Annotated in this window: 13 protein-coding genes and 1 tRNA gene; 10 read left to right on the top strand and 4 right to left on the bottom strand. The window is 69.8% G+C overall.

The features are described 5' to 3' along the window. Positions 1-8: 8 nt before the first annotated feature. Both ABDW61_RS03900 and ABDW61_RS03895 read right to left on the bottom strand, forming a co-directional pair. Positions 9-473: a hypothetical protein gene (locus ABDW61_RS03900; RefSeq protein WP_343636397.1), complete on the bottom strand. Its 465-nt coding sequence runs from the start codon at positions 471-473 to the stop codon at positions 9-11. A gap of 87 nt (positions 474-560) precedes the next feature. Continuing rightward, positions 561-1223 carry a L,D-transpeptidase gene (locus ABDW61_RS03895; RefSeq protein WP_343636395.1) on the bottom strand — a complete coding sequence of 221 codons (663 nt, stop codon included), beginning with the start codon at positions 1221-1223 and terminating at the stop codon, positions 561-563. Positions 1224-1554: 331 nt separating this feature from the next. On the opposite strand from ABDW61_RS03895, the gene ABDW61_RS03890 reads away from it, so the two are divergent. The 4 genes from ABDW61_RS03890 (at position 1555) to ABDW61_RS03875 (ending at position 9240) form a co-directional block, all read left to right on the top strand. Next, a complete protein-coding gene (locus tag ABDW61_RS03890; RefSeq protein ID WP_343636893.1) occupies positions 1555-4806 on the top strand; it encodes an efflux RND transporter permease subunit in 3252 nt (1083 codons plus the stop codon). Continuing rightward, entirely contained in the window at positions 4796-6016 is a 1221-nt protein-coding gene (locus tag ABDW61_RS03885; protein ID WP_343636393.1) for an efflux RND transporter periplasmic adaptor subunit, read from the top strand. Before ABDW61_RS03890 ends, ABDW61_RS03885 begins: the two co-directional genes overlap by 11 nt. Beyond that, positions 6013-7479, top strand: a complete 1467-nt coding sequence (locus ABDW61_RS03880; RefSeq protein WP_343636391.1) for an efflux transporter outer membrane subunit — start codon at positions 6013-6015, stop codon at positions 7477-7479. The genes ABDW61_RS03885 and ABDW61_RS03880 overlap by 4 nt, the downstream gene beginning before the upstream one ends. 306 nt (positions 7480-7785) lie before the next feature. Then, entirely contained in the window at positions 7786-9240 is a 1455-nt protein-coding gene (locus tag ABDW61_RS03875) for a polysaccharide lyase family 1 protein (protein ID WP_343636389.1), read from the top strand. Between the two features lie 108 nt (positions 9241-9348). Here the strand turns inward: ABDW61_RS03875 and ABDW61_RS03870 are convergent. After that, positions 9349-9425: transfer RNA gene (locus ABDW61_RS03870), tRNA-Met, on the bottom strand. Between the two features lie 101 nt (positions 9426-9526). Between ABDW61_RS03870 and ftsY the strand changes: the two genes are divergently transcribed. Next, positions 9527-10831 (top strand): signal recognition particle-docking protein FtsY, encoded by a 1305-nt coding sequence (gene ftsY, locus ABDW61_RS03865; protein WP_343636387.1) that lies wholly within the window; start codon positions 9527-9529, stop codon positions 10829-10831. A 175-nt stretch (positions 10832-11006) separates the two neighbouring features. Here the strand turns inward: ftsY and ffh are convergent, their stop codons facing one another. Next, the gene (gene ffh, locus ABDW61_RS03860) at positions 11007-12401 is read right to left on the bottom strand and encodes a signal recognition particle protein (RefSeq protein ID WP_343636385.1); all 1395 of its coding nucleotides are present in this window, start codon (positions 12399-12401) and stop codon (positions 11007-11009) included. 48 nt (positions 12402-12449) lie between these two features. Between ffh and ccsA the strand changes: the two genes are divergently transcribed. The 5 genes from ccsA (at position 12450) to ABDW61_RS03835 (ending at position 20496) form a co-directional block, all read left to right on the top strand. Continuing rightward, the gene (gene ccsA, locus ABDW61_RS03855) at positions 12450-13283 is read left to right on the top strand and encodes a cytochrome c biogenesis protein CcsA (RefSeq protein WP_343636383.1); all 834 of its coding nucleotides are present in this window, start codon (positions 12450-12452) and stop codon (positions 13281-13283) included. Positions 13284-13303: 20 nt separating this feature from the next. After that, a complete protein-coding gene (locus ABDW61_RS03850) occupies positions 13304-13588 on the top strand; it encodes a PP0621 family protein (RefSeq protein ID WP_343636381.1) in 285 nt (94 codons plus the stop codon). 14 nt (positions 13589-13602) lie between these two features. After that, positions 13603-15351, top strand: a complete 1749-nt coding sequence (locus ABDW61_RS03845) for an ATP-binding protein (RefSeq protein WP_343636379.1) — start codon at positions 13603-13605, stop codon at positions 15349-15351. Further along, positions 15341-16996, top strand: coding sequence for a sigma-54 dependent transcriptional regulator (locus tag ABDW61_RS03840; RefSeq protein WP_343636377.1), 1656 nt, complete (start codon positions 15341-15343; stop codon positions 16994-16996). The genes ABDW61_RS03845 and ABDW61_RS03840 overlap by 11 nt, the downstream gene beginning before the upstream one ends. A 572-nt stretch (positions 16997-17568) precedes the next feature. After that, positions 17569-20496, top strand: a complete 2928-nt coding sequence (locus tag ABDW61_RS03835; RefSeq protein WP_343636375.1) for a ribonucleoside-diphosphate reductase subunit alpha — start codon at positions 17569-17571, stop codon at positions 20494-20496. The last annotated feature ends 155 nt before the right edge of the window (positions 20497-20651 follow it).

The following is a 20651-nucleotide window of genomic DNA, read 5'->3' as shown; positions in this document are numbered from 1 at the left end:
TCCGTGGTTCAGGGCTTGCGCCAGACCTGGCTGGCCTGGTCGAAGACCAGGCGGGAGGCCTGCTCGGGCGTGGTCGGCCAGGTCTTGTTGGCCAGTTCGACGTCGTTGAGCAGCCAGACTTCCATCAGCAGGCCGTTGATGTCGGTCGTGTAGAGCACGGTCGCCTTCTGGTCGAAGAGCGAGCCTGGCGTCGCGACCAGGTCGACGGCGTTGCGGATGCGGGCGCCGGGCGCGAGGCGCGCCGGCTTGCCGTTGAGCCGGACGTCGGGCGTGACGCCGAAGACGATCTCGCCGCGCAGCGCGCGCTGCGGAAAGTAGCGGTGTCCGGGAGCGGCCTGCGCCTGGGCGGTCGCGGGCACCGCGAGCGGGGCGATGCCGGCGAAGGCCGTGACGAGGGCGAGGAGGGCAGTGCTGGCGGCGGCCGCCATCGGCAGGCGACGGCGGGGCAGGTCGGGCGAGGCACAGCGGGACATGGTGTAGATCCAGTGGCTGCGGAAATGCGCAAGGGCGCAAGTGTAGCGGCGGCCCGTCCGCCGGGGCGGGACCGGCCTCGCGAGCCGTTACAGGCGGCCGGGGATGGCGGCCTGCGCGATGGCGGCGGGCGCCGGCTCGGGCAGCACGTAGACAACGCCATGGCCGCGCCCCAGCACCGGGGTCACGACGCGGTCGAAGAACTCGCCGGCGACGATCACGCAGCCCAGCGAGATCCGGTTGTCGTCCGGAGAGGGTGAGGCCAGGCGCTCGGCGCGGCGCTCCTGGGCCGGGCTCGGGCGCAGGCGGTGGATGGCGAAGGCGGCGTCGTAGTCGACCCAGATGACGGTCTCGCCCTTGAGGTTGGGGCCGGGCTGGCTGTCGTAGCGCCCGGCGGGCGTGGTGCGCCAGGCCGGCGGGATGCCGGCGGCGACCATCTGGCCGACGCCCGGCGCGACGCTGTCGCCGCGGGCCAGGCCCAGCAGCGCGGGTGCGGTGCCGGCGAGCCGGCCATCGGCGTGGAAGACGAAGAGCCGGGCCTCCTTCTTGTCGACGACCGCGAAGGGCAGCCCCCGGGCATCGCCGCGTTCGAAGGCGGTGCGCGCCATCGCGCGGGCTTCCGGCGAGACGGATTCGCCGCGGAAGTCGACGGCGGGCGCGGCCCCGGCGGCCATCGCGAACAGCGGCAAGCCCGCCAGCATCCAGACCAGTCCGCGCCGCAGCGCGGGCCCCAACGACCCGATCGACTTCATGTACTGCCCGATGTCCTTCTGGCGGACCGTTTCTGCTTGCCTCGGCAAGGGCCGGGCTGTCCGCTGGGGCCGCATATTAAGGAGCAACGGCCTGTTTCAAATGTCGATCTGTGCGCGGAAACGCCCGGACTTTCCCGGGAATTTGTAAACCGGGCGAAGAGCGGCAGGAATCGGCGTACGTTAGCGGGCGCCAAACCCCGTACGCGTACGGCCATTACCGGCCAGCAACATCGGCGCGCGCGCGGACACACAAAATCCGCGCTCCACCTCGCCTGGCGCGTGCCGGCAAGAAGAGAGCAACGATGACAACGATCGTGGGAATCCGGCCATGCTGATGGCCGCCGTGCGCGTCGCGCTGCGACGCCCGTACACCTTCTTCGTGCTGGCGCTGCTGCTGCTGATCCTTGGTCCGCTGGCGGCGATGCGCACGCCCACGGACATCTTCCCGGAGATCCGCGTCCCGGTGATCGCCGTGGCCTGGCAGTACACCGGGCTGCCGCCGGACCAGATGGCGGGACGCATCTCGACGCTGTTCCAGCGCTCGCTGACGACCACCGTCAACGACATCGAGCACATCGAGGCCAACACCTATCCCGGCGTCTCGGTGGTGAAGATCTTCTTCCAGCCGGGCGTGAACATCTCGGTGGCCAACGCGCAGGTGACCGCGATCGCGCAGGTCGCGGTGCGCCAGATGCCGGCCGGCACGACGCCGCCGCTGATCCTGAACTACAACGCGGCCACGGTGCCCATCCTGCAGCTCGCGCTGTCGGGCAAGGGGCTGTCGGAACAGCAGCTGTTCGACCTGGGTTTCAACACCATCCGCACGCCGCTGGTGACCGTGCCCGGCGCGGCGCTGCCGCTGCCCTACGGCGGCAAGCAGCGCCAGGTGCAGATCGACGTGAACCCCGCCGCGCTGCAGGCGCGCGGGCTGTCGGCGCAGGATGTCGCCAGCGCGCTGGCGGCGCAGAACGTGCTGACGCCGATCGGCACGCAGAAGATCGGCGAGCTCGAATACACGCTGCAGCTCAACAGCGCGCCCTCCGCGATCGAGGATCTGGGCCGGCTGCCGGTGAAGGTGGCCGGCGGCTCGACCGTCTACCTGCGCGACGTCGCCGACGTGCATGACGGCAACGCGCCGCAGACCAACATCGTCCACGTCGACGGCGGCCGCTCGGTGCTGATGTCGGTGCTGAAGAACGGCGCGGCCTCCACGCTCGCGATCGTCGACGGCGTGCGCGCCAAGCTCGCCGAGCTGCGGCCCTCGCTGCCCGATGAACTCGAGGTCAAGCCGATCAACGACCAGTCGGTGTTCGTGCGGGCGGCCATCAAGGGCGTCGCCATCGAGGGCGCGATCGCCGCCGCGCTGACCAGCGCGATGATCCTGCTGTTCCTGGGCAGCTGGCGCTCGACGGTGATCATCGCGGTGTCGATCCCGCTGTCGATCCTGGGATCGATCATCGGCCTGGCGGCGATCGGCGAGACGCTGAACCTGATGACGCTGGGCGGCCTGGCGCTGGCGGTGGGCATCCTGGTCGACGACGCGACCGTGACCATCGAGAACATCAACTGGCACCTGGAGCACGGCAAGGGCGTGGAAGCGTCGATCATGGATGGCGCGCGCCAGATCGTGACGCCGGCCTTCGTGTCGCTGCTGTGCATCTGCATCGTGTTCATCCCGATGTTCTTCCTGGAAGGCGTGTCGCGCTTCCTGTTCGTGCCGATGGCCGAGGCGGTGATCTTCGCGATGGTGTGCTCGTTCATCCTGTCGCGCACGCTGGTGCCGACGATGGCCAAGTACCTGCTGCGTCCGCATGCGCCGCTGACCGATGGCCACGGCCACTTGGCGCAACCGCCGTCGCGCAATCCGCTGGTGCGCTTCCAGCGCGACTTCGAGGCGCGCTTCGAGCGCGTGCGCGAGGGCTATCGGGCGCTGCTGGAGACGGCGCTCGGCCGGCGCCGGCCCTTCCTGGTCGGCTTTGCCGCGGTGGTGCTGGTGTCCTTCGCGCTGGTGCCCTTCATCGGCAGCAACTTCTTCCCGCAGGTGGATTCGGGCCAGATCCTGATGCATGCGCGGGTGCCGGTGGGCACGCGGGTGGAGGAGACCGCGGCGCGCTTCGCGCGCATCGAGCAGGCGATCCGCCGCGTCATTCCGTCCGAAGGCATCGAGACCATGGTCGACAACATCGGCCTGCCGCCGTCGTCGATCAACCTGACCTACAACAACACCGGCGTGCTGGGCACCTCCGATGGCGACTTCCAGATCGCGCTGAAGGAAGGCCACCCGCCGACGGCCGACTACGTCCGCCGCCTGCGCGAGGCGCTGCCGCGCGAATTCCCGGACACGACCTTCTCGTTCCCGCCGGCCGACATCGTCAGCCAGATCCTGAACTTCGGCGCGCCGGCGCCGATCGACGTGCAGGTGCGCGGGCGCGACGTCGACGCGAACTTCGTCTACGCACAGCAGTTGCTCAAGCGGATCAAAGCGATCCCCGGCGTGGCGGACGCGCGCATCCAGCAGTCCAACAAGGCGCCGGTGTTCAACGTCGACGTCGATCGCACGCAGGCGCAGCTGCTGGGCCTGACCACGCGCGACGTCGCCAACAGCCTGGTGGTGAATCTGGCCGGCAGCAGCCAGGTCGCGCCGACCTTCTGGCTGAATCCGCAGAACGGCGTGAGCTACTCGATCGTGATGCAGACGCCGCAGCACCAGCTCGATTCGCTCGCCGCGCTGGGCAATCTGCCGATCGGCAACGGCGCGGCGGCGGGCGGCTCGACGCTGGGCGGGCTGGCCAGCTTCCAGCGCGCGACCGGTCCGGCGCTGATCAGCCAGTACGACGTGCAGACCATGGTGCAGATCCACGCGACGACGCAGGATCGCGACCTCGGCGCGGTCGCGGGCGACATCCGCCGCGTGCTCGCGGAGACGAAGGCCGAGGTGCCCAAGGGCTCGAACGTGCAGTTGCTCGGCCAGGTGCGCACGATGGACCGCGCGTTCTCGGGCCTGCTGTTCGGGCTGCTCGGCGCGGTGGTGCTGATCTACCTGCTGATCGTCGTGAACTTCCAGTCCTGGCTGGATCCGGCGGTGATCGTGTCGGCGCTGCCCGCGGCGCTGGCCGGCATCGTGTGGATGCTGTTCGCGACCGGCACCACGCTGTCGGTGCCGGCGCTGACCGGCGCGATCATGTGCATGGGCGTGGCCACGGCCAACAGCGTGCTGGTGATCAGCTTCGCGCGCGAGCGCCTGGAGGTCCTGGGCGACGCCACCGCCGCCGCGCTGGAGGCGGGCTTCGTGCGCTTCCGGCCGGTGCTGATGACGGCGCTCGCGATGGTGATCGGCATGCTGCCGATGGCGCTGGGCCTGGGCGAAGGCGGCGAGCAGAACGCGCCGCTGGGACGCGCGGTGATCGGCGGGCTGATCTTCGCGACCTTCGCGACGCTGGTCTTCGTGCCGGTGGTGTTCAGCCTCGTGCATCGCCATCACCGCGGGACCGCGGCCGCTGCCGGCTCCCTCGAACCGAACGACTTGACCGCCGGCGCCGCGACCGCGCTGCCCGGGGCCGGAGATCCCTCCCATGCGAACTGATGCCAAGGCCGCCGAGGCCACCCGTCCTCCACGTTTCAAGCTCGCCGCGACTGTCGCGGTGATGGCGGCGATCGTCATCGTCGCGGCCGGCCTGTGGTCCCGCAGGTCCAACGCCGAGCAACTGCGCGGCGCGGCCGAGGCGCGCGGCCAGCCGACTGTCGCGCTGATCGCGCCGCAGCCGCTGGCCGAGGGCGGGCTCGAGTTGCCCGCGCGCATCGAAGCCTGGTCGCGCGCACCGATCTACGCGCGCGTCAGCGGCTACCTGAAGCGCTGGAACGTCGACATCGGCGGCAAGGTGAAGGCGGGACAGCAGCTTGCCGAGATCGAGACCCCCGACCTCGACCAGCAACTGATGCAGGCGAAGGCCGAGCTCGCGACGGCGCGCAGCAACGCGGCGCTGGCGGCGAGCACGGCCAAGCGCTGGCAGGGGCTGCTGGCGTCGGATTCGGTGTCCAAGCAGGAGGTGGATGAGCGCACCGGCGACATGGCCGCGAAGCAGTCGCAGGCGGCGGCGCTGCAGGCCAACGTCGAGCGCATCGAGGCGCTGAAGCGCTTCACGCAACTGAGCGCGCCCTTCGATGGCGTCGTGACCGCGCGCAATACCGACGTGGGCGCGCTGATCAACGTGGGCGGTGCGCCGGGGAGCGAGCTGTTCGTCGTGTCGGACATGCGGCGGCTGCGGGTCTACGTGAACGTGCCACAGCGACAGGTCGCGCAGGTGCGCACCGGCGACAAGGCTGTGCTGACCGTGCCCGAGCGGCCGGGCCAGCGTTTCGCGGCGACGGTGCAGTCGCTGGCGCAGTCCATCAACACGGCGAGCGGGGCGATGCTGGTGCAGCTCGCCGTCGACAACGACAAGGACGAACTGCTGCCGGGCGGCTTCGCGACGGTGCGCTTCGAAGGGGCGGCCAAGGGCGAGGCGGCCCAGGCGGCGGGCGGCGTGTCGCTGCCGCCGGGCGCGGTGATCATCAACAAGGATGGCGTGCAGGTCGCGACCGTCGACGCGGGCAACCGCGTGCGCCTGCGCAAGATCACGATCGCGCGAGACATGGGCACCCGGATCGAAGTGGGCGCGGGGCTCAGTCCCGCTGATCGCGTCATCGCGAATCCTCCGGACGGGCTCGCCGAGGGCGACCTCGTGCGCGTCGCGCAGCCGGCGGCATCGCCGACCGCGTCGACGTCCGTGGGCGCGCCGAAGGGACGGTCATGAGCACGTGCGGCAAGCGGCACCTGAGCGCGGGGATCGCGCTCGCCGTGACGGCATGGCTGGCCGGCTGCGCGCAGGCGCCGCGGACGCAACTGCCCGACGTGCCGATGGCCTCGGCCTTCAAGGAGGCGCGTGGCCCTTGGATTGAAGCGGGCGGCTCGACGGCGGCGATCGCCTTCGACGGCTGGTGGCAGGGATACGGCGATCCCGAGCTCGACGCGCTGCAGCGGCGGCTGATCGAGAACAGTCCCGATCTCGCCTCGGCGCTGGCGCGCTATCAGCAGGCGAAGGCGGCCACCGACAGCCTGCGCGCCGCGCAGTCGCCGACGCTCAACACCTCGCTCAATGCGCAGCGCGACCGGCAGTCGGAGAGGCGGCCGCTGCGGGTGCTCGGGCCGACCTCGCCCGATTGGTACAACAGCGCGACGCTGGGCCTGGACCTCAGCTATGAGGTCGATCTGTGGGGCCGGGTGTCCCGGCAGGTCGAGGCGGGTGTGGCTTCGGAGCGCGCCGCCGCGGCGGATCTCGCCGCCGCGCGGCTGGCGCTGCAGGCGCAGCTGGCCGACTCGCTGCTGCAGCTGCGTGGACTCGATCGCGACAACGCCTTGCTCGCCGATGCCGAGGAGGCCTACACGCGCGCCTTCGATCTGATCTCGCGCCGGCACGAGGCCGGCATCGCCTCGGGCCTGGATCAGGCGCGGGCGCAAGGGCAACTGGAATCGGCGCGCTCGCAGCGGCGCCAGTCGCAGGCGCAGCGCGCGGTGCTGGAGCACGCGATCGCCGCGCTGGTCGGCGCGAACGCGTCGAGCTTGCGCATCGAGCCGGCGCCGGCGCTGCGGCTGGCGACGCCGGTGGTGCCGCCCGGCTTGCCGTCGACGCTGCTGGAGCGGCGTCCCGACATCGCGGCCGCCCGCCAGCGCGTCGTGGCGGCGACGGCGACGCTGGGCGTCGCGCGGACGGCGTTCTTTCCGTCGGTCGTGCTGAGCGCGCAGGGCGGCTTCCAGAGCAGCGATCTGGGCCGCTTCATCGAGGCGCCCAACCTGTTCTGGGCGATCGGTCCGACGCTGGCGATGAACCTGCTCGACGGCGGGCGGCGCAAGGCGGAGGAAGCGCGCGCGAAGGCGGCGCTCGATGAATCGGCGCAGCGTTATCGCGGCACGGTGCTGGCGGCGTTCCAGCAGGTGGAGGACCAGCTCGTGCTGCTGGATCGCTATGGCGAGGCGCTCGAGGCGGAGAAGAGATCGGTCGATGCGGCCGAGCGCGCGCTGGCGCTGGCGACGAACCGCTATCGCGCGGGCGCGGCGGCGTATCTGGAGGTCGTCACCTCGCAGACGGCGGGCCTGCAGGCCAGGCGCAGCGCGGTCGATCTGGAGACCAGGCAGAGACGGGCGACGGTGGCGCTGGTGAAGGCGCTTGGCGGTGGTTGGAACGCCGAGACCGAGTTGAAGGCCAGTGCTGCGCGCTGATCGAGTCGCCGTGCTTTGATGTACCCGTAACGCCAGATCGGCAAATGTAAAACGCCTTTCCGAAATCTGGCGTTCTCGTTAGTCTGCGCCCCGTTGTCGACATGGCCGCGCCTGCGCGCTGGCGTGTCGGCACATGGCCGCTGCCCACGGCCACCGTCCCCGATGCGGATCCTGCTGGTCCGCGCCGCGCGAGGCGGGATCGGCTGTTGGGTGTTCCCGAGCAGTTTTTTGATTCACCGGTGACCGGTGGTGGCGGAGCCATGCCCGCGCCCCGGTTCGCCTCAACGAGACATTGGGAGACAAGCGATGAAGCGCATTCATTTGAACGAGTCCACCGACTTGGTCGCACCGAAGCCGCCGCAGGCCGGCCCACTGCGCGCGCCGAGTCCACGGCACGGTCTGGCGGCCATGGCGGTCGCGGTCGGTGTCGTGGCGCCGATGGGCGCCGCGCAGGCCGTCGACTGGCCGTCAGGCTTCTCCAAGTGCGCCGATGAAGGCGGCACCTGCAAGGTCGGCGATACCGCTCGGCAGGTGTCCTTCGGCGTGAAGGACAAGTGGGTGATCAAGACGCTCAGCGGCAGCGTGGCGTGCACGTCGGCGACCTTCGGCGGCGCCGATCCCAACCCGGGCGTGAACGAGAAATGCGCGGTGGGGCCGGCGGGCTCGCCAGCTCCTGCGCCTTCGCCGTCTCCAGCGCCAGCCCCTGCGCCTTCGCCGGCTCCCGCTCCATCACCGGCTCCGGCGGGGCAGAGCGGCGGCTACGCGGGCGCGGTCACGGGCGGCGGCAGCACGACGCCGGTCACCGTGAAGACCGCCGCCGAGATGCAGGCCGCGATCAACGCCTACAGCGGCAGCGGCGGCCTGGTGATCCGCTACGCGGGCACCTTCGACTTCGGCACCATTCCCGATCCCTGCGCGCAATGGAAGAAGCCCGCAGGCGCGGTCGTCGAGATCAAGAACAAGAGCGACGTCACCATCGAGGGCGTCAACGGTTCGGCGGCGAACTTCGGTCTGGCGGTCAAGGCGGCGGCGAGCAACATCATCATCCGCAACATGACGATCGGACTGCTGCCCGGCTCCATCGACGCCATCGGCATCGAAGGGCAGAGTGGCAAGTTCCCGAGCAATGTCTGGATCGATCACAACACGCTGTTCAGCTCGCTGGCCGAGTGCTCGGGCGCGGGCGACCTGGAGTTCGACGGCCTGGTCGACAACAAGGCGGGCGCGCATCACCTGACCTACTCGTACAACTACATCCACGACCATCACAAGGTCGGGCTGATCGGCTCGAGCGACAGCGACGCGAGCGACCGCTACATCACTTTCCACCACAACGTGTACAGCAACGTCGGCTCACGCATGCCGCTGCAGCGCGCGGGCTATACGCACCTGTACAACAACCTCTATTCGAAGGTCCTCACGTCGGGCGCGAATATCCGGATGGGCGGTTACTCGCTGATCGAGGGCAACTACTTCGAGCAATCGCAGAATCCGGTGACCTCGCGCGACAGCCCCTCGATTGGTTATTGGGAACTGCGGAACAACAACGTGAAGAGCCCGGCCGATTTCGCGACCTACGGCATCACATGGGTGGCGAGCGAGTCCAGTCCGTCGCGCGACGCGACCGACTGGAAGTCGACGGCGAACTTCCCGGTGGGGATTCCGTATTCGTACACCGTGCACGACCCCGCGTGCGTCAAGCAGAAGCTTCCGAGCGTGGCCGGAGCAGGGAAGAACCTGGCGACGCTGAGCTGCAATTGATGGGCTGATGAATAAGGGCCTTCGGGTGCGAAGGCCCTCGGCGCCGATATTCAATTGCGGCCCAAACGAAAAACCCCGCAAGACTTGCGTCTTGCGGGGTTTTGTATTTGGTGGCGCTTCAGGGATTCGAACCCCGGACCTGCGGATTATGATTCCGTCGCTCTAACCGGCTGAGCTAAAGCGCCTTGCGAAGAACGCGACTATAGCAAGCTTTTCGCGGACAATGCAAGTCCCGCCGACGCCGACAACAAAAATAGTTCGGCGGCCCGTCCCTCGCGAGCACCTCATGTTCAGCTTCCTCAAGAAAAAACTCGGCTTCGGCTCGTCCGATCCCACACCCGCGCCCGAACCCGCGCCGGCTCCCGAAGCCGCCCCTGCGCCCGCGCCGATCGCAGCCCCCGCCGTCGAGTCCCCCCCGGCTCCGCCGCCCGCCGTCCCGCAAGTCCTGGCCCCCACGCCTGAACTGGCGCCTCAGCCGGCACCTCCGTCCGCGCCTGTCCCCGCGCCGGCTCCGACTCCGACTCCGACTCCGACTCCCGCTCCCGCTCCCGCTCCCGCTCCCGCTCCAATCGTCAAGCCTGTCCTCGCCCCAGTACCGGCTCCCGCTCCCGTCGTCAAACCCGCCCCTGCGCCGGCACCGGCCCCGGTGGCCGCGCCCGCTCCGGTCGTCGAGCCCGAGCCCGAACCCGCGCCTCGCAAGAGCTGGATGGACAAGCTCCGCCAGGGGCTGCGCAAGACCGGTTCGAGCATCGCGCAGGTCTTCACCGGCACGCAGATCGACGACGCGCTCTATGAGGAGCTTGAGGCCGCGCTGCTGATGGCCGACACCGGCGTGAAGGCCACCGAGTTCCTGCTCGAGGACCTCAAGCGCCGCGTCAAGGAGGCCAAGGCCACCGACCCCGCCGCCGTGCGCCACCTGCTGGTGGACGCGCTGACCGAACTGCTGCAGCCGCTTCAGCGCCAGTTGGTGATCGGCGAGCAGTCGCCGATGGTGATGATGGTCGTGGGCGTCAACGGAGCCGGCAAGACGACCAGCATCGGCAAACTCACGCGCCACCTGGCCGACGCCCAGGCCAACGTGCTGCTCGCCGCCGCCGACACCTTCCGCGCCGCCGCGCGCGAGCAGCTCGCCGTCTGGGCCGATCGCAACCGCGTGCAGATCGTCAGCCAGGAAGGCGGCGATCCGTCCGCGGTGACCTTCGATGCGGTCGTGGCTGGCAAGGCGCGTGGCTGCGATGTCGTGATCGCCGACACCGCCGGCCGCCTGCCGACGCAGCTCCATCTGATGGAGGAGCTCAAGAAGATCAAGCGCGTGATTGGCAAGGCGCAGGAGGCCGCGCCGCACGAGGTGCTGCTGGTCGTCGACGGCAACACCGGTCAGAACGCGCTCACCCAGGTCAAGGCCTTCGACGACGCGCTCGGCCTGACCGGCCTGATCGTCACCAAGCTCGACGGCACGGCCAAGGGCGGCGTGCTGGCGGCCATCGCGCGCGAGCGCCCGATCCCCGTCTACTTCATCGGCGTGGGCGAGAAGCTCGAGGACCTGCAGACCTTCGATCCCCGCGAGTTCGCGCTCGCGCTGCTGGAATGACGTCGAAGTCCCCGGTCGCCAATCCGTCGAAGGACGGCAGTGATTGGGGACGGTGAGGTGTGAGGTTTCGGCGCTTGCCGCCGGGGCCTCATACCTCGGCGGCCAACGCCCGGGCCTTCGCAGGACACGTGAAGGCTCGGACAGCAAAAGAGCTCCCAAGTGGAGCTCTTTGCATTTACATCGGGAAGCCGCCGCCCCCGCCGCCCATGAGGTTCTTCAGCCCGCCCATCTTCTTCATCATCTTCATCAGGCCGCCGCCCTTCATCTTCTTCATCATCCCCTGCATCTGGTCGAACTGATTGAGCAGGCGGTTGACCTCCTGGATCTGCACGCCGGCGCCGGCGGCGATGCGGCGTTTGCGGCTGGCCTTGGTCTTGCCGTCCATCAGCAGCGCGGGCTGGCGGCGTTCCTTGGCGGTCATCGCGTTCAGGATGCCTTCCATGCGCTTCATGTCGCGTTCGGCCTTGTCCATGTCGGCGGCGCCGGCCTTGGCGGTCATCTGCGTGGGCAGCTTGTCCATCAGTCCCGACAGCCCGCCCATCTTCTTCATCTGCGAGATCTGCGCCAGGAAGTCGTTCAGGTCGAAGCCGTCGCCCGACTTGAGCTTTTCCGCCAGCTTCTGCGCCGCTTCGACGTCCACGCCCTTCTGGACTTCCTCGACCAGCGCGACGATGTCGCCCATGCCGAGCACGCGGCCCGCGTGGCGGTCGGCGTCGAAGACCTCCAGGCCGTCGATCTTCTCGGACACGCCCGCGAACTTGATCGGTGCGCCGGTGACCTGCTTGACCGACAGCGCCGCGCCGCCGCGCGAGTCGCCGTCGAGCTTGGTCAGCACGATGCCGGTCAGCGGCAGGGCCTCCTTGAACGCCTTGGCCGTGTTGACCGCGTCCTGACCCTGCATGGCGTCGACGACGAACAGCGTCTCCACCGGCTTGAGCGTCGCGTGCAGGTCGCGGATCTCGGCCATCAGCGCCTCGTCGATCGCCAGACGGCCGGCCGTGTCCACCAGCAGCACGTCGAAGAAGTGGCGCTTCGCGTGGTCGAGCGCGGCCAGCGCGATGTCATGCGGCTTCTGGTCCGGCGCCGACGGGAACCACTCGGCGCCCGCCTGCTTCGTCACCGTCTTGAGCTGCTCGATCGCGGCCGGGCGGTACACATCCGCCGAAACCGTCAGCACCTTCTTCTTGCGTTTCTCGGTCAGGTGCTTGGCCAGCTTGGCGGTCGTTGTCGTCTTGCCGGCGCCCTGCAGGCCGGCCATCAGGATGATGGCGGGCGGCTGTGCGGCGAGGTTGATGTCGGCGATGCCCTCGCCCATCGTCGCCGCCAGTTCCTTATGGACCACGGAGACCAGGACCTGGCCCGGATTCAGCGAGCCGGCCACCTCCTGGCCCAGGGCCTTCTCCTTCACGCGGGCGACGAAGTCGCGCACCACCGGCAGCGCGACGTCGGCCTCCAGCAGCGCCATGCGCACTTCGCGCAGCATGTCCTGCACATTGGACTCGGTGATGCGGGCTTGGCCTCGCATCGTCTTGACGAGCCGGCTCAGTCGATCGGTCAGGGTGGATGCCATCGTAGAAGCGCCCCCGTGAAAGAGGGCGCGCGTCATTACACTTTGCGGATGATTTTATCGTTCGCCTCCGCAGAGCCCAGCGGCCCCCTCCTGGCCGCCCTCAGCGCCGCCGGGGCTCTGGCCTACGCGGCGGCCGCCGCCTTCGCTCACCGGCGGCCGCTCACCTGGCGCCCGGTGCTGATTCTGGCCTGGGTGCTGCACCTGGCCGCGCTGGTCGTGGACGTCGGCGGCATTGGCGCCGCGCCGGTCAATGGCGGCCACGCCGCGCGCTTCGGCTTCGCCCCCTCGCTGTCCATGACGGTCTGGCTGGTGACCGGCGTCTACCTGGTCGAGAGCCGCTTCCTGCCGCTCCCCTCGGCCCAGCGCCTGCTCAGCGTGCTCGGCCTGGCGGTGATGCTGGTGGCCTGGATGTTCCCCGGCGAATACCGCCCCCAGGCCGGCTCGCCGCTGGCGCCGCTGCACTGGGCGATGGGGCTGGCCTCGTACGGGCTGTGCGGCGTCGCGGTGATGCACGCGGTGATGCTCAATCGCGCCGAGCGCCAGATGCGCGCGCAGAAAGGGCAGGGCGCGCCGATGCTCGGCACGCCGCTGCTGCGCCTGGAGCGGCTGACCTTCCAGTTCGTCGGCGCCGGCGTCGTCGTGCTGTCGATCGCGCTGCTGCTGGGCGTGGCGTTCACGCCGCACTGGAAGTGGGACCACAAGACGCTGTTCGCCGTGCTGGGCTGGCTCGTGTTGACCGGCCTCCTGACCGGCCGGCGCGTGTTCGGCTGGCGCGGCAGGCGCGCCACGCGCTGGCTCTACTTCGGCGCCGCGCTGCTGCTGCTGTCCTATGCGGGCTCGCGCTTCGTGCTCGAGGTCATCCTCCAGCGTCCGCCCACCTGACCCCTTCCGGCCTCCTCATCGTGATCAAGCTGCTCTTCTGGATCGTCCTGCTGGCGGTGGTCGCCTTCGTGCTCGGCTTCAAGCGCGGCCGTCCGGCGCCGCGCGAGGAGCAGCCGGACCGCCGTCCCGCCCCGCCGCAGGCGCTGCCGGAGTCCATGGTCCGCTGCGCCGAGTGCGGCACGCACCTGCCCGAGAGCGAGGCGCTGCCCGGCCGCGGCGGCCACTTCTGCGGTGCTGCGCACCGCGCCGCGCACGAGGCCCGCCTCGAGGCGGCCGACGCCGCCCGCGCGCGCGGCGGCGCCTGACGCCGGCGGCCCGCATGGCGACCTCCGAGTCCGGCAGCGCGATCAGCGCCAGCACCATCCAGCGGCTGTACCGCGCCTTCATGGGCGCGCGCGCGGCGCTGGGCCTGGCGCTGCTCGCGACGCAGTCGATCGCCAGCCTGATGGGCGCCAAGCCCACGGGCTGGGCCGCGCTGTTCTCGCTGGTCTACGGCGCGCAGGCGGTGCTCGCGTGGGTGCTGCCGCGCTGGTTCGGCGGTGGCGACACGCCGCCCAAGGATCGCGCCGGACTGACGACACGCCAGTTCATGGTCAGCATCGGCGCGGACCTGCTGCTGTTCACGCTGCTGCAGGTGCGCGATCCGGTCGGCCCGTATGGCGCTCTGTTCTTCATGCCGGCGCTGATGGCCGGCGCGTTGCAGCCGCGGCTGCGCGCGCTCGCCTGCGCCGCGCTGCCCAGCCTGGTGCTGCTCCTGCTGTCGGGCTGGGCGGTGTTCAACGACCATGACGGCGCGCTGCACATCAGTCAGGCGGGGCTGCTTGGCTGCGGCCTGTTCGTCGTCACGCTGCTGGCCAACGAGATCGCCGCCCGCCTCGCCCGCGAGGAGCGCGCCGCGCGCGGCAGCCTCGAGTACGCGCGCCAGCAGGCCGATCTGAACCGGCTCGTCATCGAGGAGATGGAGGAGGGCGTGCTCGTGGCCGATCGCCGCGGCCTCGTGCGCACCGCCAATCCAGCGGCCCGCGCGCTGCTGTCGGAGGGCGCGTCGCTGCGTTCGGGCTCGTTCCGGCTCGACGCGGCGCCGGCGTGGAAGCCGCTGCTGCGCGCGATCGAGAAGGCCTTCGCCGGCGAGCTCTGGCCCGAGTCCGGCCGCGACCTGCTGCTCGACTTCGGCCGCGGCTCGCAGCGCTCGCTGCGGGTGCGGATGCGCTTCACGCTGCGCCCGCTGGATGGCGACGACCTGTGCGTGCTCTTCCTCGAGGACAACCGTCACCTCGAGGCTCGCAACCGCCAGGAAAAGCTGGCCGCGATGGGACGCGTGTCGGCCGGCATCGCGCACGAGATCCGCAATCCGCTCACTGCCATCGCGCAGGCCAACGCGCTGCTGTCCGAGGACGTCGCGCAGGAGCCCCGGCTGGAGCAGTTGACGCGGATGATCGCGTCCAACGTCGAGCGGCTCAAGCGGCTGGTCGACGACGTGATGGAGGTGGCGCCCGGCATCGCGCCGGTCGCGCTGACGCTGGCCGCCGCGCCGCTGGTGCGCGAGTACTGCGCCGACTGGAGTGCCACGCAGCGCCTGCCCGAGGGCGAGGCCAGCCCGCTGCGCGTCGAGGTCCAGCGCGACACGCTGCTGGTCAGCTTCGAGCCGGAGCATCTGCGCCGCGTGCTGATCAATCTGCTGGACAACGGCCTGCGCCATGCGCGCCCCGGACCCGGCGCGCTGCGCGTGCAGCTGGCCGAGGACGGCGAGTGGGTGCGGCTGTCAGTGTTCAGCCGCGCCGAGCCCATCCCGGCCGAGGTCGAAAGACACTTGTTCGAGCCCTTCTTCTCGACGCGCAGCCGTGGCTCGGGCCTGGGCCTGTACATTTGCCGCGAGCTCTGCGAGCGTTACGGCGCGCGCATCGATTACCACCGGCGCTCCGCCGACGCGGGCAGCGGCCCGGATGCCGGAATGAACGAGTTCCGCGTGCTGCTGCCGCGGCCGTCCTCGACGCCGTCCATGCTGGCCTCGATCCCGTCGATGGGGCCGGACTCCCACTTCCCCGATACCGAACTCCATGAGCGCTGATCCCCGCCTGCTGGTCGTCGACGACGAGCCCGACCTGCGCACCCTCTACGAGATGACGCTGCTGCGCGAAGGCTTCACGCTGGACAGCGCCGGCACCGTCGAGGACGCGCTCGAGCGGCTGAGCGCGCGCCGCTACGACGCCGTCATCACCGACATGCGGCTGCCCGACGGCAGCGGGCTGGACATCCTGCGCTGGCTCGAGCAGCAGGGGCGCAGCGAGCGCGCGCTGGTCATCACCGCCTACGGTTCGGCGGAGAACGCCGTCGAGGCGCTCAAGGCCGGCGCCTACGACTACCTGACCAAGCCGGTGGACCTGCGCCAGTTCCGCATGGTCGTGGCCTCGGCGCTGGGCCGCGCGCCCAAGGCCGAGGGCACCGTGCCCAAGCCGTTCTCGTCCGCGCCCGCACCGGTGGCGCCCGCGGCTCCCGTCGCTCCCGTCGCTTCCGCGGCGGCGCGGACTTCCTTCAACGACGACGAGCCGGACGCGTTCGCGCCCACCCAGCCGGCCGGGCTGGATCCGCTGCCGGCGCGGGAAGCGCCCGCGGCCGCGCGCGCGCCGGCGCTGGAGCGCCGCAAGGCGCCGCGCACGCCGCCGCTGACCGGATCCGCGTCGGCGCTGGACCGGCTCGTGGGCGACTCGGCGCCGATGCGGCAGGTGCGCGATCTGATCGAGAAGGTCGCGCGCAGCATGGCGCCGGTGCTGCTCAATGGCGAGTCGGGCACCGGCAAGGAGCTCGTCGCGCGCGCGATCCACGACGTCAGCGCGCGCCGCCCGCAGCCCTTCATCGCGGTCAACTGCGGCGCCATCCCGGAGCAACTGCTCGAAGCCGAGTTCTTCGGCTACCGCAAGGGCGCATTCACCGGCGCGACCGAGGACCGCGAAGGCTTCTTCCAGGCCGCGCAGGGCGGCACGCTGTTCCTCGACGAAATCGGCGACCTGCCGCTGGCGATGCAGTCCAAGCTGCTGCGCGCGCTGCAGGAGCGCTCGGTGCGGCCGGTCGGCGCGGTCGCGGAAATGCCGGTCAACGTGCGGCTGCTGAGCGCCACGCACAAGGATCTGGCCGCCGAGGTCGGGGCGGGGCGCTTCCGCCAGGACTTGTATTACCGGCTCAACGTGATCCAGATCCGCGTGCCGCCGCTGCGCGAGCGCATGGAGGACCTGGCGCCGATCAGCGCCCGCATCCTGCAGCGCATCGCCGCCGACGCCGGCGTGTCACCGGTGCCCGCGCTGACGGGCGCGGCGCTGGCGACGCTGTCGCGCTACAGCTTCCCGGGCAATGTCCGTGAACTGGAGAACCTGCTGCATCGCGCGCTGGCGCTGTCCAGCGGCGAGGGCATCGACCTGGCCGACCTCGGTCTGCCCGACAGCGTGCTGGGCCCGGACGACGCGGCCGGCGAGCCGCCCTTCGCCGCGATGGCGCCCGCGTCCGGCGCCGCGCCGTCGGCCGAGGCGAACGGCGGCGCGGCGCTGCCGACCGACCTGGCGAAATACCTCGACGAGGTCGAGAAGCAGATCCTGCTGCGCGCGCTCGAGCAGCACCGCTACAACCGCACCGCGGCCGGCGCGAGCCTGGGGCTGTCGCTGCGGCAGATGCGCTACCGGATGGCGCGGCTGGAGATCTCGGTCGGCGGCGACGAGGCTTGAAAGGCCTTTTGATGCCACGCCCGGCGCCTCGCGCTGGGCGCATGGCGACCATGACCCCACCGCCGATGGCGGCTAAGGGAAGGTCCTAGGCGGTACTTGTCCTAGCCCCCGGGGACGCGGGGCCGGACCGTCATCGAACCGCCATCGCCGCGAGTGCAGCAACCATCGACGTTTGCAGACCATTCCGTCCCGCAACCCGCGTCAATCCTCGCGCTCCGAACTCGATGCGCGAATCCATCGGGCCTGTGCGGGGTCAGGTCTTCCCGCTAGCCCAGCGCATGGACCGAGTCAAGCGGTGACGCCACTAGCGGTAGTTCCTTGAAGGTCCCGCGACCACTAGATATAGTGTTTTGCATGCTATCCTGCTGACCTTCGCAAACACGGCGATGAATGCTCCAACAGATGTCTTGCCCGCGGCGCCGGCCCCCCAGCCGGAGCACCGGGACTCCCAAGCCCAGGCGCATCAACAGCATCGCGAACATCACCTGACCCCCTGATCGTTTGGCCCCTCGCTTACCCGGGGCCGGGCGAAGCCTTTTTGTTTTTTCGAATCCAGAACAGACGAGGATCCCATGCAGACTGTCGCCGCCACACCGACTGCTGAAACGGGCCTGGCTCAGACTCCGCGCGAGTCCGCCGCCGCTTCGGCCAGCTTCCCGCAGCACCAGATCATCCGCCGCAACGGCGCGGTGGTGCACTTCGAGCCGAGCAAGGTGGCCGTGGCGATGATGAAGGCGTTCCTGGCGGTGCACGGCACCAGCGGCGCCGCCTCCGCCAGCGTGCGCGAGACGGTCGACGCGCTGACCGAGTCGGTCGTGAAGGCGCTGGTGCGCTCGCGTCCGGGCGGCGGCACCTTCCACATCGAGGACGTGCAGGATCACGTCGAACTGGCGCTGATGCGCGGCGGCCACCACGAAGTGGCGCGCGCCTACGTGCTGTACCGCGAGCGCCGCACCCAGGAGCGCGCCGCTCAGGGCGAGCAGCGCCAGGCCGCGGTGCTGGAGTCCGGCATCTCGGTGACCGAGAACGGCGTGCGCGTGCCGCTCGACCTGAACAAGCTGTCCGCGCTGATCTCGTCGAGCTGCGAGAACCTGGGCGCCGACGTCAAGCCGGATCCGATCCTGGCCGAGACCAAGCGCAACCTGTACGACGGCGTCCCGATGGACGAGGTCTACAAGGCCGCGATCCTGGCCGCCCGCACGCTGATCGAGAAGGACCCGGGCTACACCCGCGCCACCGCCCGCCTGCTGCTGCACACGATCCGCAAGGAGATCCTGGGCCGCGAGGTCACGCAGGCCGAGATGGCCACCCAGTACGCCGACTACTTCCCGACCTTCATCAAGAAGGGCGTGCAGGCCGAGCTGCTGGACGAGAAGCTGCAGCAGTACGACCTGGCCAAGCTGGGCGCCGCGCTGAAGGCCGAACGCGACCTGCAGTTCGACTACCTGGGCCTGCAGACGCTGTTCGACCGCTACTTCCTGCACGTGGACGGCACCCGCATCGAGATGCCGCAGGCCTTCTTCATGCGCGTGGCCATGGGCCTGGCGCTGAACGAGATCGACCGCGAAGCGCGCGCCATCGAGTTCTACGAAGTCCTGTCGACCTTCGACTTCATGAGCTCCACGCCGACGCTGTTCAACTCCGGCACGCGCCGCTCGCAGCTGTCGAGCTGCTACCTGACGACGGTGGCCGACGACCTGGACGGCATCTACGAGGCGCTGAAGGAAAACGCGCTGCTGTCCAAGTTCGCCGGCGGCCTGGGCAACGACTGGACCCCGGTGCGCGCGCTGGGCTCGCACATCAAGGGCACGAACGGCAAATCGCAAGGCGTCGTCCCCTTCCTGAAGGTGGTCAACGACACCGCCGTCGCGGTGAACCAGGGCGGCAAGCGCAAGGGCGCCGTCTGCGCCTATCTGGAGACGTGGCACCTGGACATCGAGGAATTCCTCGAGCTGCGCAAGAACACCGGCGACGACCGCCGCCGCACCCACGACATGAACACGGCGAATTGGATTCCCGACCTGTTCATGAAGCGCGTCATCGAAGGCGGCGAGTGGACGCTGTTCAGCCCGTCGACCTGCCCGGACCTGCACGACCTGTTCGGCAAGGCCTTCGAGACCGCCTACACGGCCTATGAAGCCAAGGTCGACCGCGGCGAGCTCAAGCTCTACAAGCGCATGCCGGCCCGCGACCTGTGGCGCAAGATGCTGACGATGCTGTTCGAGACCGGCCATCCCTGGATCACGTTCAAGGACGCCTGCAACGTCCGCAGCCCGCAGCAGCATGTCGGCGTCGTGCACTCGTCCAACCTGTGCACCGAGATCACGCTGAACACCAACGACAACGAGATCGCGGTCTGCAACCTCGGCTCGGTGAACCTGGCGCAGCACCTGAAGGACGGCAAGATCGACCAGGAGAAGCTGAAGAAGACGGTGGCGACGGCGATGCGCATGCTCGACAACGTCATCGACATCAACTACTACGCGGTCAAGAAGGCGCGCGACTCGAACCTGCGCCACCGTCCGGTGGGCCTGGGCATCATGGGCTTCCAGGATGCGCTCTATCAACTGCGCGTGCCCTACGCGTCCGACGCCGCCGTCGAGTTCGCCGACCGGTCGATGGAAGCCGTCTGCTACCACGCCTACTGGGCCTCGACCGAGCTGGCCGCCGAGCGTGGCCGCTACAGCAGCTACCGCGGCTCGCTGTGGGACCGCGGCATCCTGCCGATCGACTCGCTGGACCTGCTGGCCGAAGCCCGCGGCGGCTACGTCGACGTGGACCGCTCGTCGTCGCTGGACTGGGACGCGCTGCGCGCCAAGATCGCCCGTGACGGCATGCGCAACAGCAACTGCGTGGCGATCGCGCCGACCGCGACGATCTCCAACATCATCGGCGTCGACGCGTCGATCGAGCCCTGCTTCGGCAACCTGTCGGTGAAGTCCAACCTGTCGGGCGAGTTCACCGTCGTGAACGAGCACCTGGTGCGCGATCTCAAGAAGCTGGGCCTGTGGGACGACGTGATGGTGATGGACCTCAAGCACTTCGACGGCTCGCTGCGCCGCATCGACCGCGTGCCCGAGGACCTCAAGCAGCTCTACGCGACCGCCTTCGAGGTCGACACCGTGTGGCTGGTCGAAGCCGCCGCGCGCCGCCAGAAGTGGATCGACCAGGCCCAGAGCCTGAACATCTACATGGCCGGCGCGTCGGGCAAGCGCCTGGACGAGACCTACAAGCTGGCCTGGCAGCGCGGTCTGAAGACGACCTACTACCTGCGCACGATGGGCGCGACGCATGCCGAGAAGAGCACCGTGCAGAACGCGGGTCAGCTCAACGCGGTGAGCAGCTCGATCGGCGGCATGAGCGCCGCGCCGGCCGCGAGCGCGCCCATCGCCGCCGCGCCGGTGCAGACCGCGACTGCGCCGTCGATCGATGACGTGACGCCGGCCACCGACGTCAAGTTCTGCGCCATCGACGACCCCGGTTGCGAGGCCTGCCAGTAATCGGAACAGGAGCTGCCGGCGCTGCGCGCTGGCAGCTCCGACGCTCGCGATGCGAGCGTTCATCGATGTTTGCGGCGATCGGCGATTTTTTCCGCCGGTCCTCGCGAGCGATCGATGAACGCTTGATCAGACCTTCGCTCCGGCTCCCGCCGCGC

The organism is Roseateles sp. (genome assembly GCF_039595595.1).
In the GTDB taxonomy this organism is placed as follows: Bacteria; Pseudomonadota; Gammaproteobacteria; order Burkholderiales; family Burkholderiaceae_C; genus Roseateles.
The sequence above is the reverse complement of the archived record's forward strand: the minus strand, read 5'-3'. Positions and strand labels throughout refer to the sequence as shown.

Coding starts and splice junctions, on each gene's coding strand:
- ABDW61_RS03895 (WP_343636395.1), bottom strand. CDS start 1,223: ATGAAGTCGATCGGGTCGTTGGGGCCCGCGCTGCGGCGCGGACTGGTC.
- ABDW61_RS03885 (WP_343636393.1), top strand. CDS start 4,796: ATGCGAACTGATGCCAAGGCCGCCGAGGCCACCCGTCCTCCACGTTTC.
- ABDW61_RS03840 (WP_343636377.1), top strand. CDS start 15,341: ATGAGCGCTGATCCCCGCCTGCTGGTCGTCGACGACGAGCCCGACCTG.
- ABDW61_RS03875 (WP_343636389.1), top strand. CDS start 7,786: ATGAAGCGCATTCATTTGAACGAGTCCACCGACTTGGTCGCACCGAAG.
- ffh (WP_343636385.1), bottom strand. CDS start 12,401: ATGGCATCCACCCTGACCGATCGACTGAGCCGGCTCGTCAAGACGATG.
- ABDW61_RS03835 (WP_343636375.1), top strand. CDS start 17,569: ATGCAGACTGTCGCCGCCACACCGACTGCTGAAACGGGCCTGGCTCAG.
- ABDW61_RS03900 (WP_343636397.1), bottom strand. CDS start 473: ATGTCCCGCTGTGCCTCGCCCGACCTGCCCCGCCGTCGCCTGCCGATG.
- ABDW61_RS03880 (WP_343636391.1), top strand. CDS start 6,013: ATGAGCACGTGCGGCAAGCGGCACCTGAGCGCGGGGATCGCGCTCGCC.
- ABDW61_RS03845 (WP_343636379.1), top strand. CDS start 13,603: ATGGCGACCTCCGAGTCCGGCAGCGCGATCAGCGCCAGCACCATCCAG.
- ftsY (WP_343636387.1), top strand. CDS start 9,527: ATGTTCAGCTTCCTCAAGAAAAAACTCGGCTTCGGCTCGTCCGATCCC.
- ccsA (WP_343636383.1), top strand. CDS start 12,450: ATGATTTTATCGTTCGCCTCCGCAGAGCCCAGCGGCCCCCTCCTGGCC.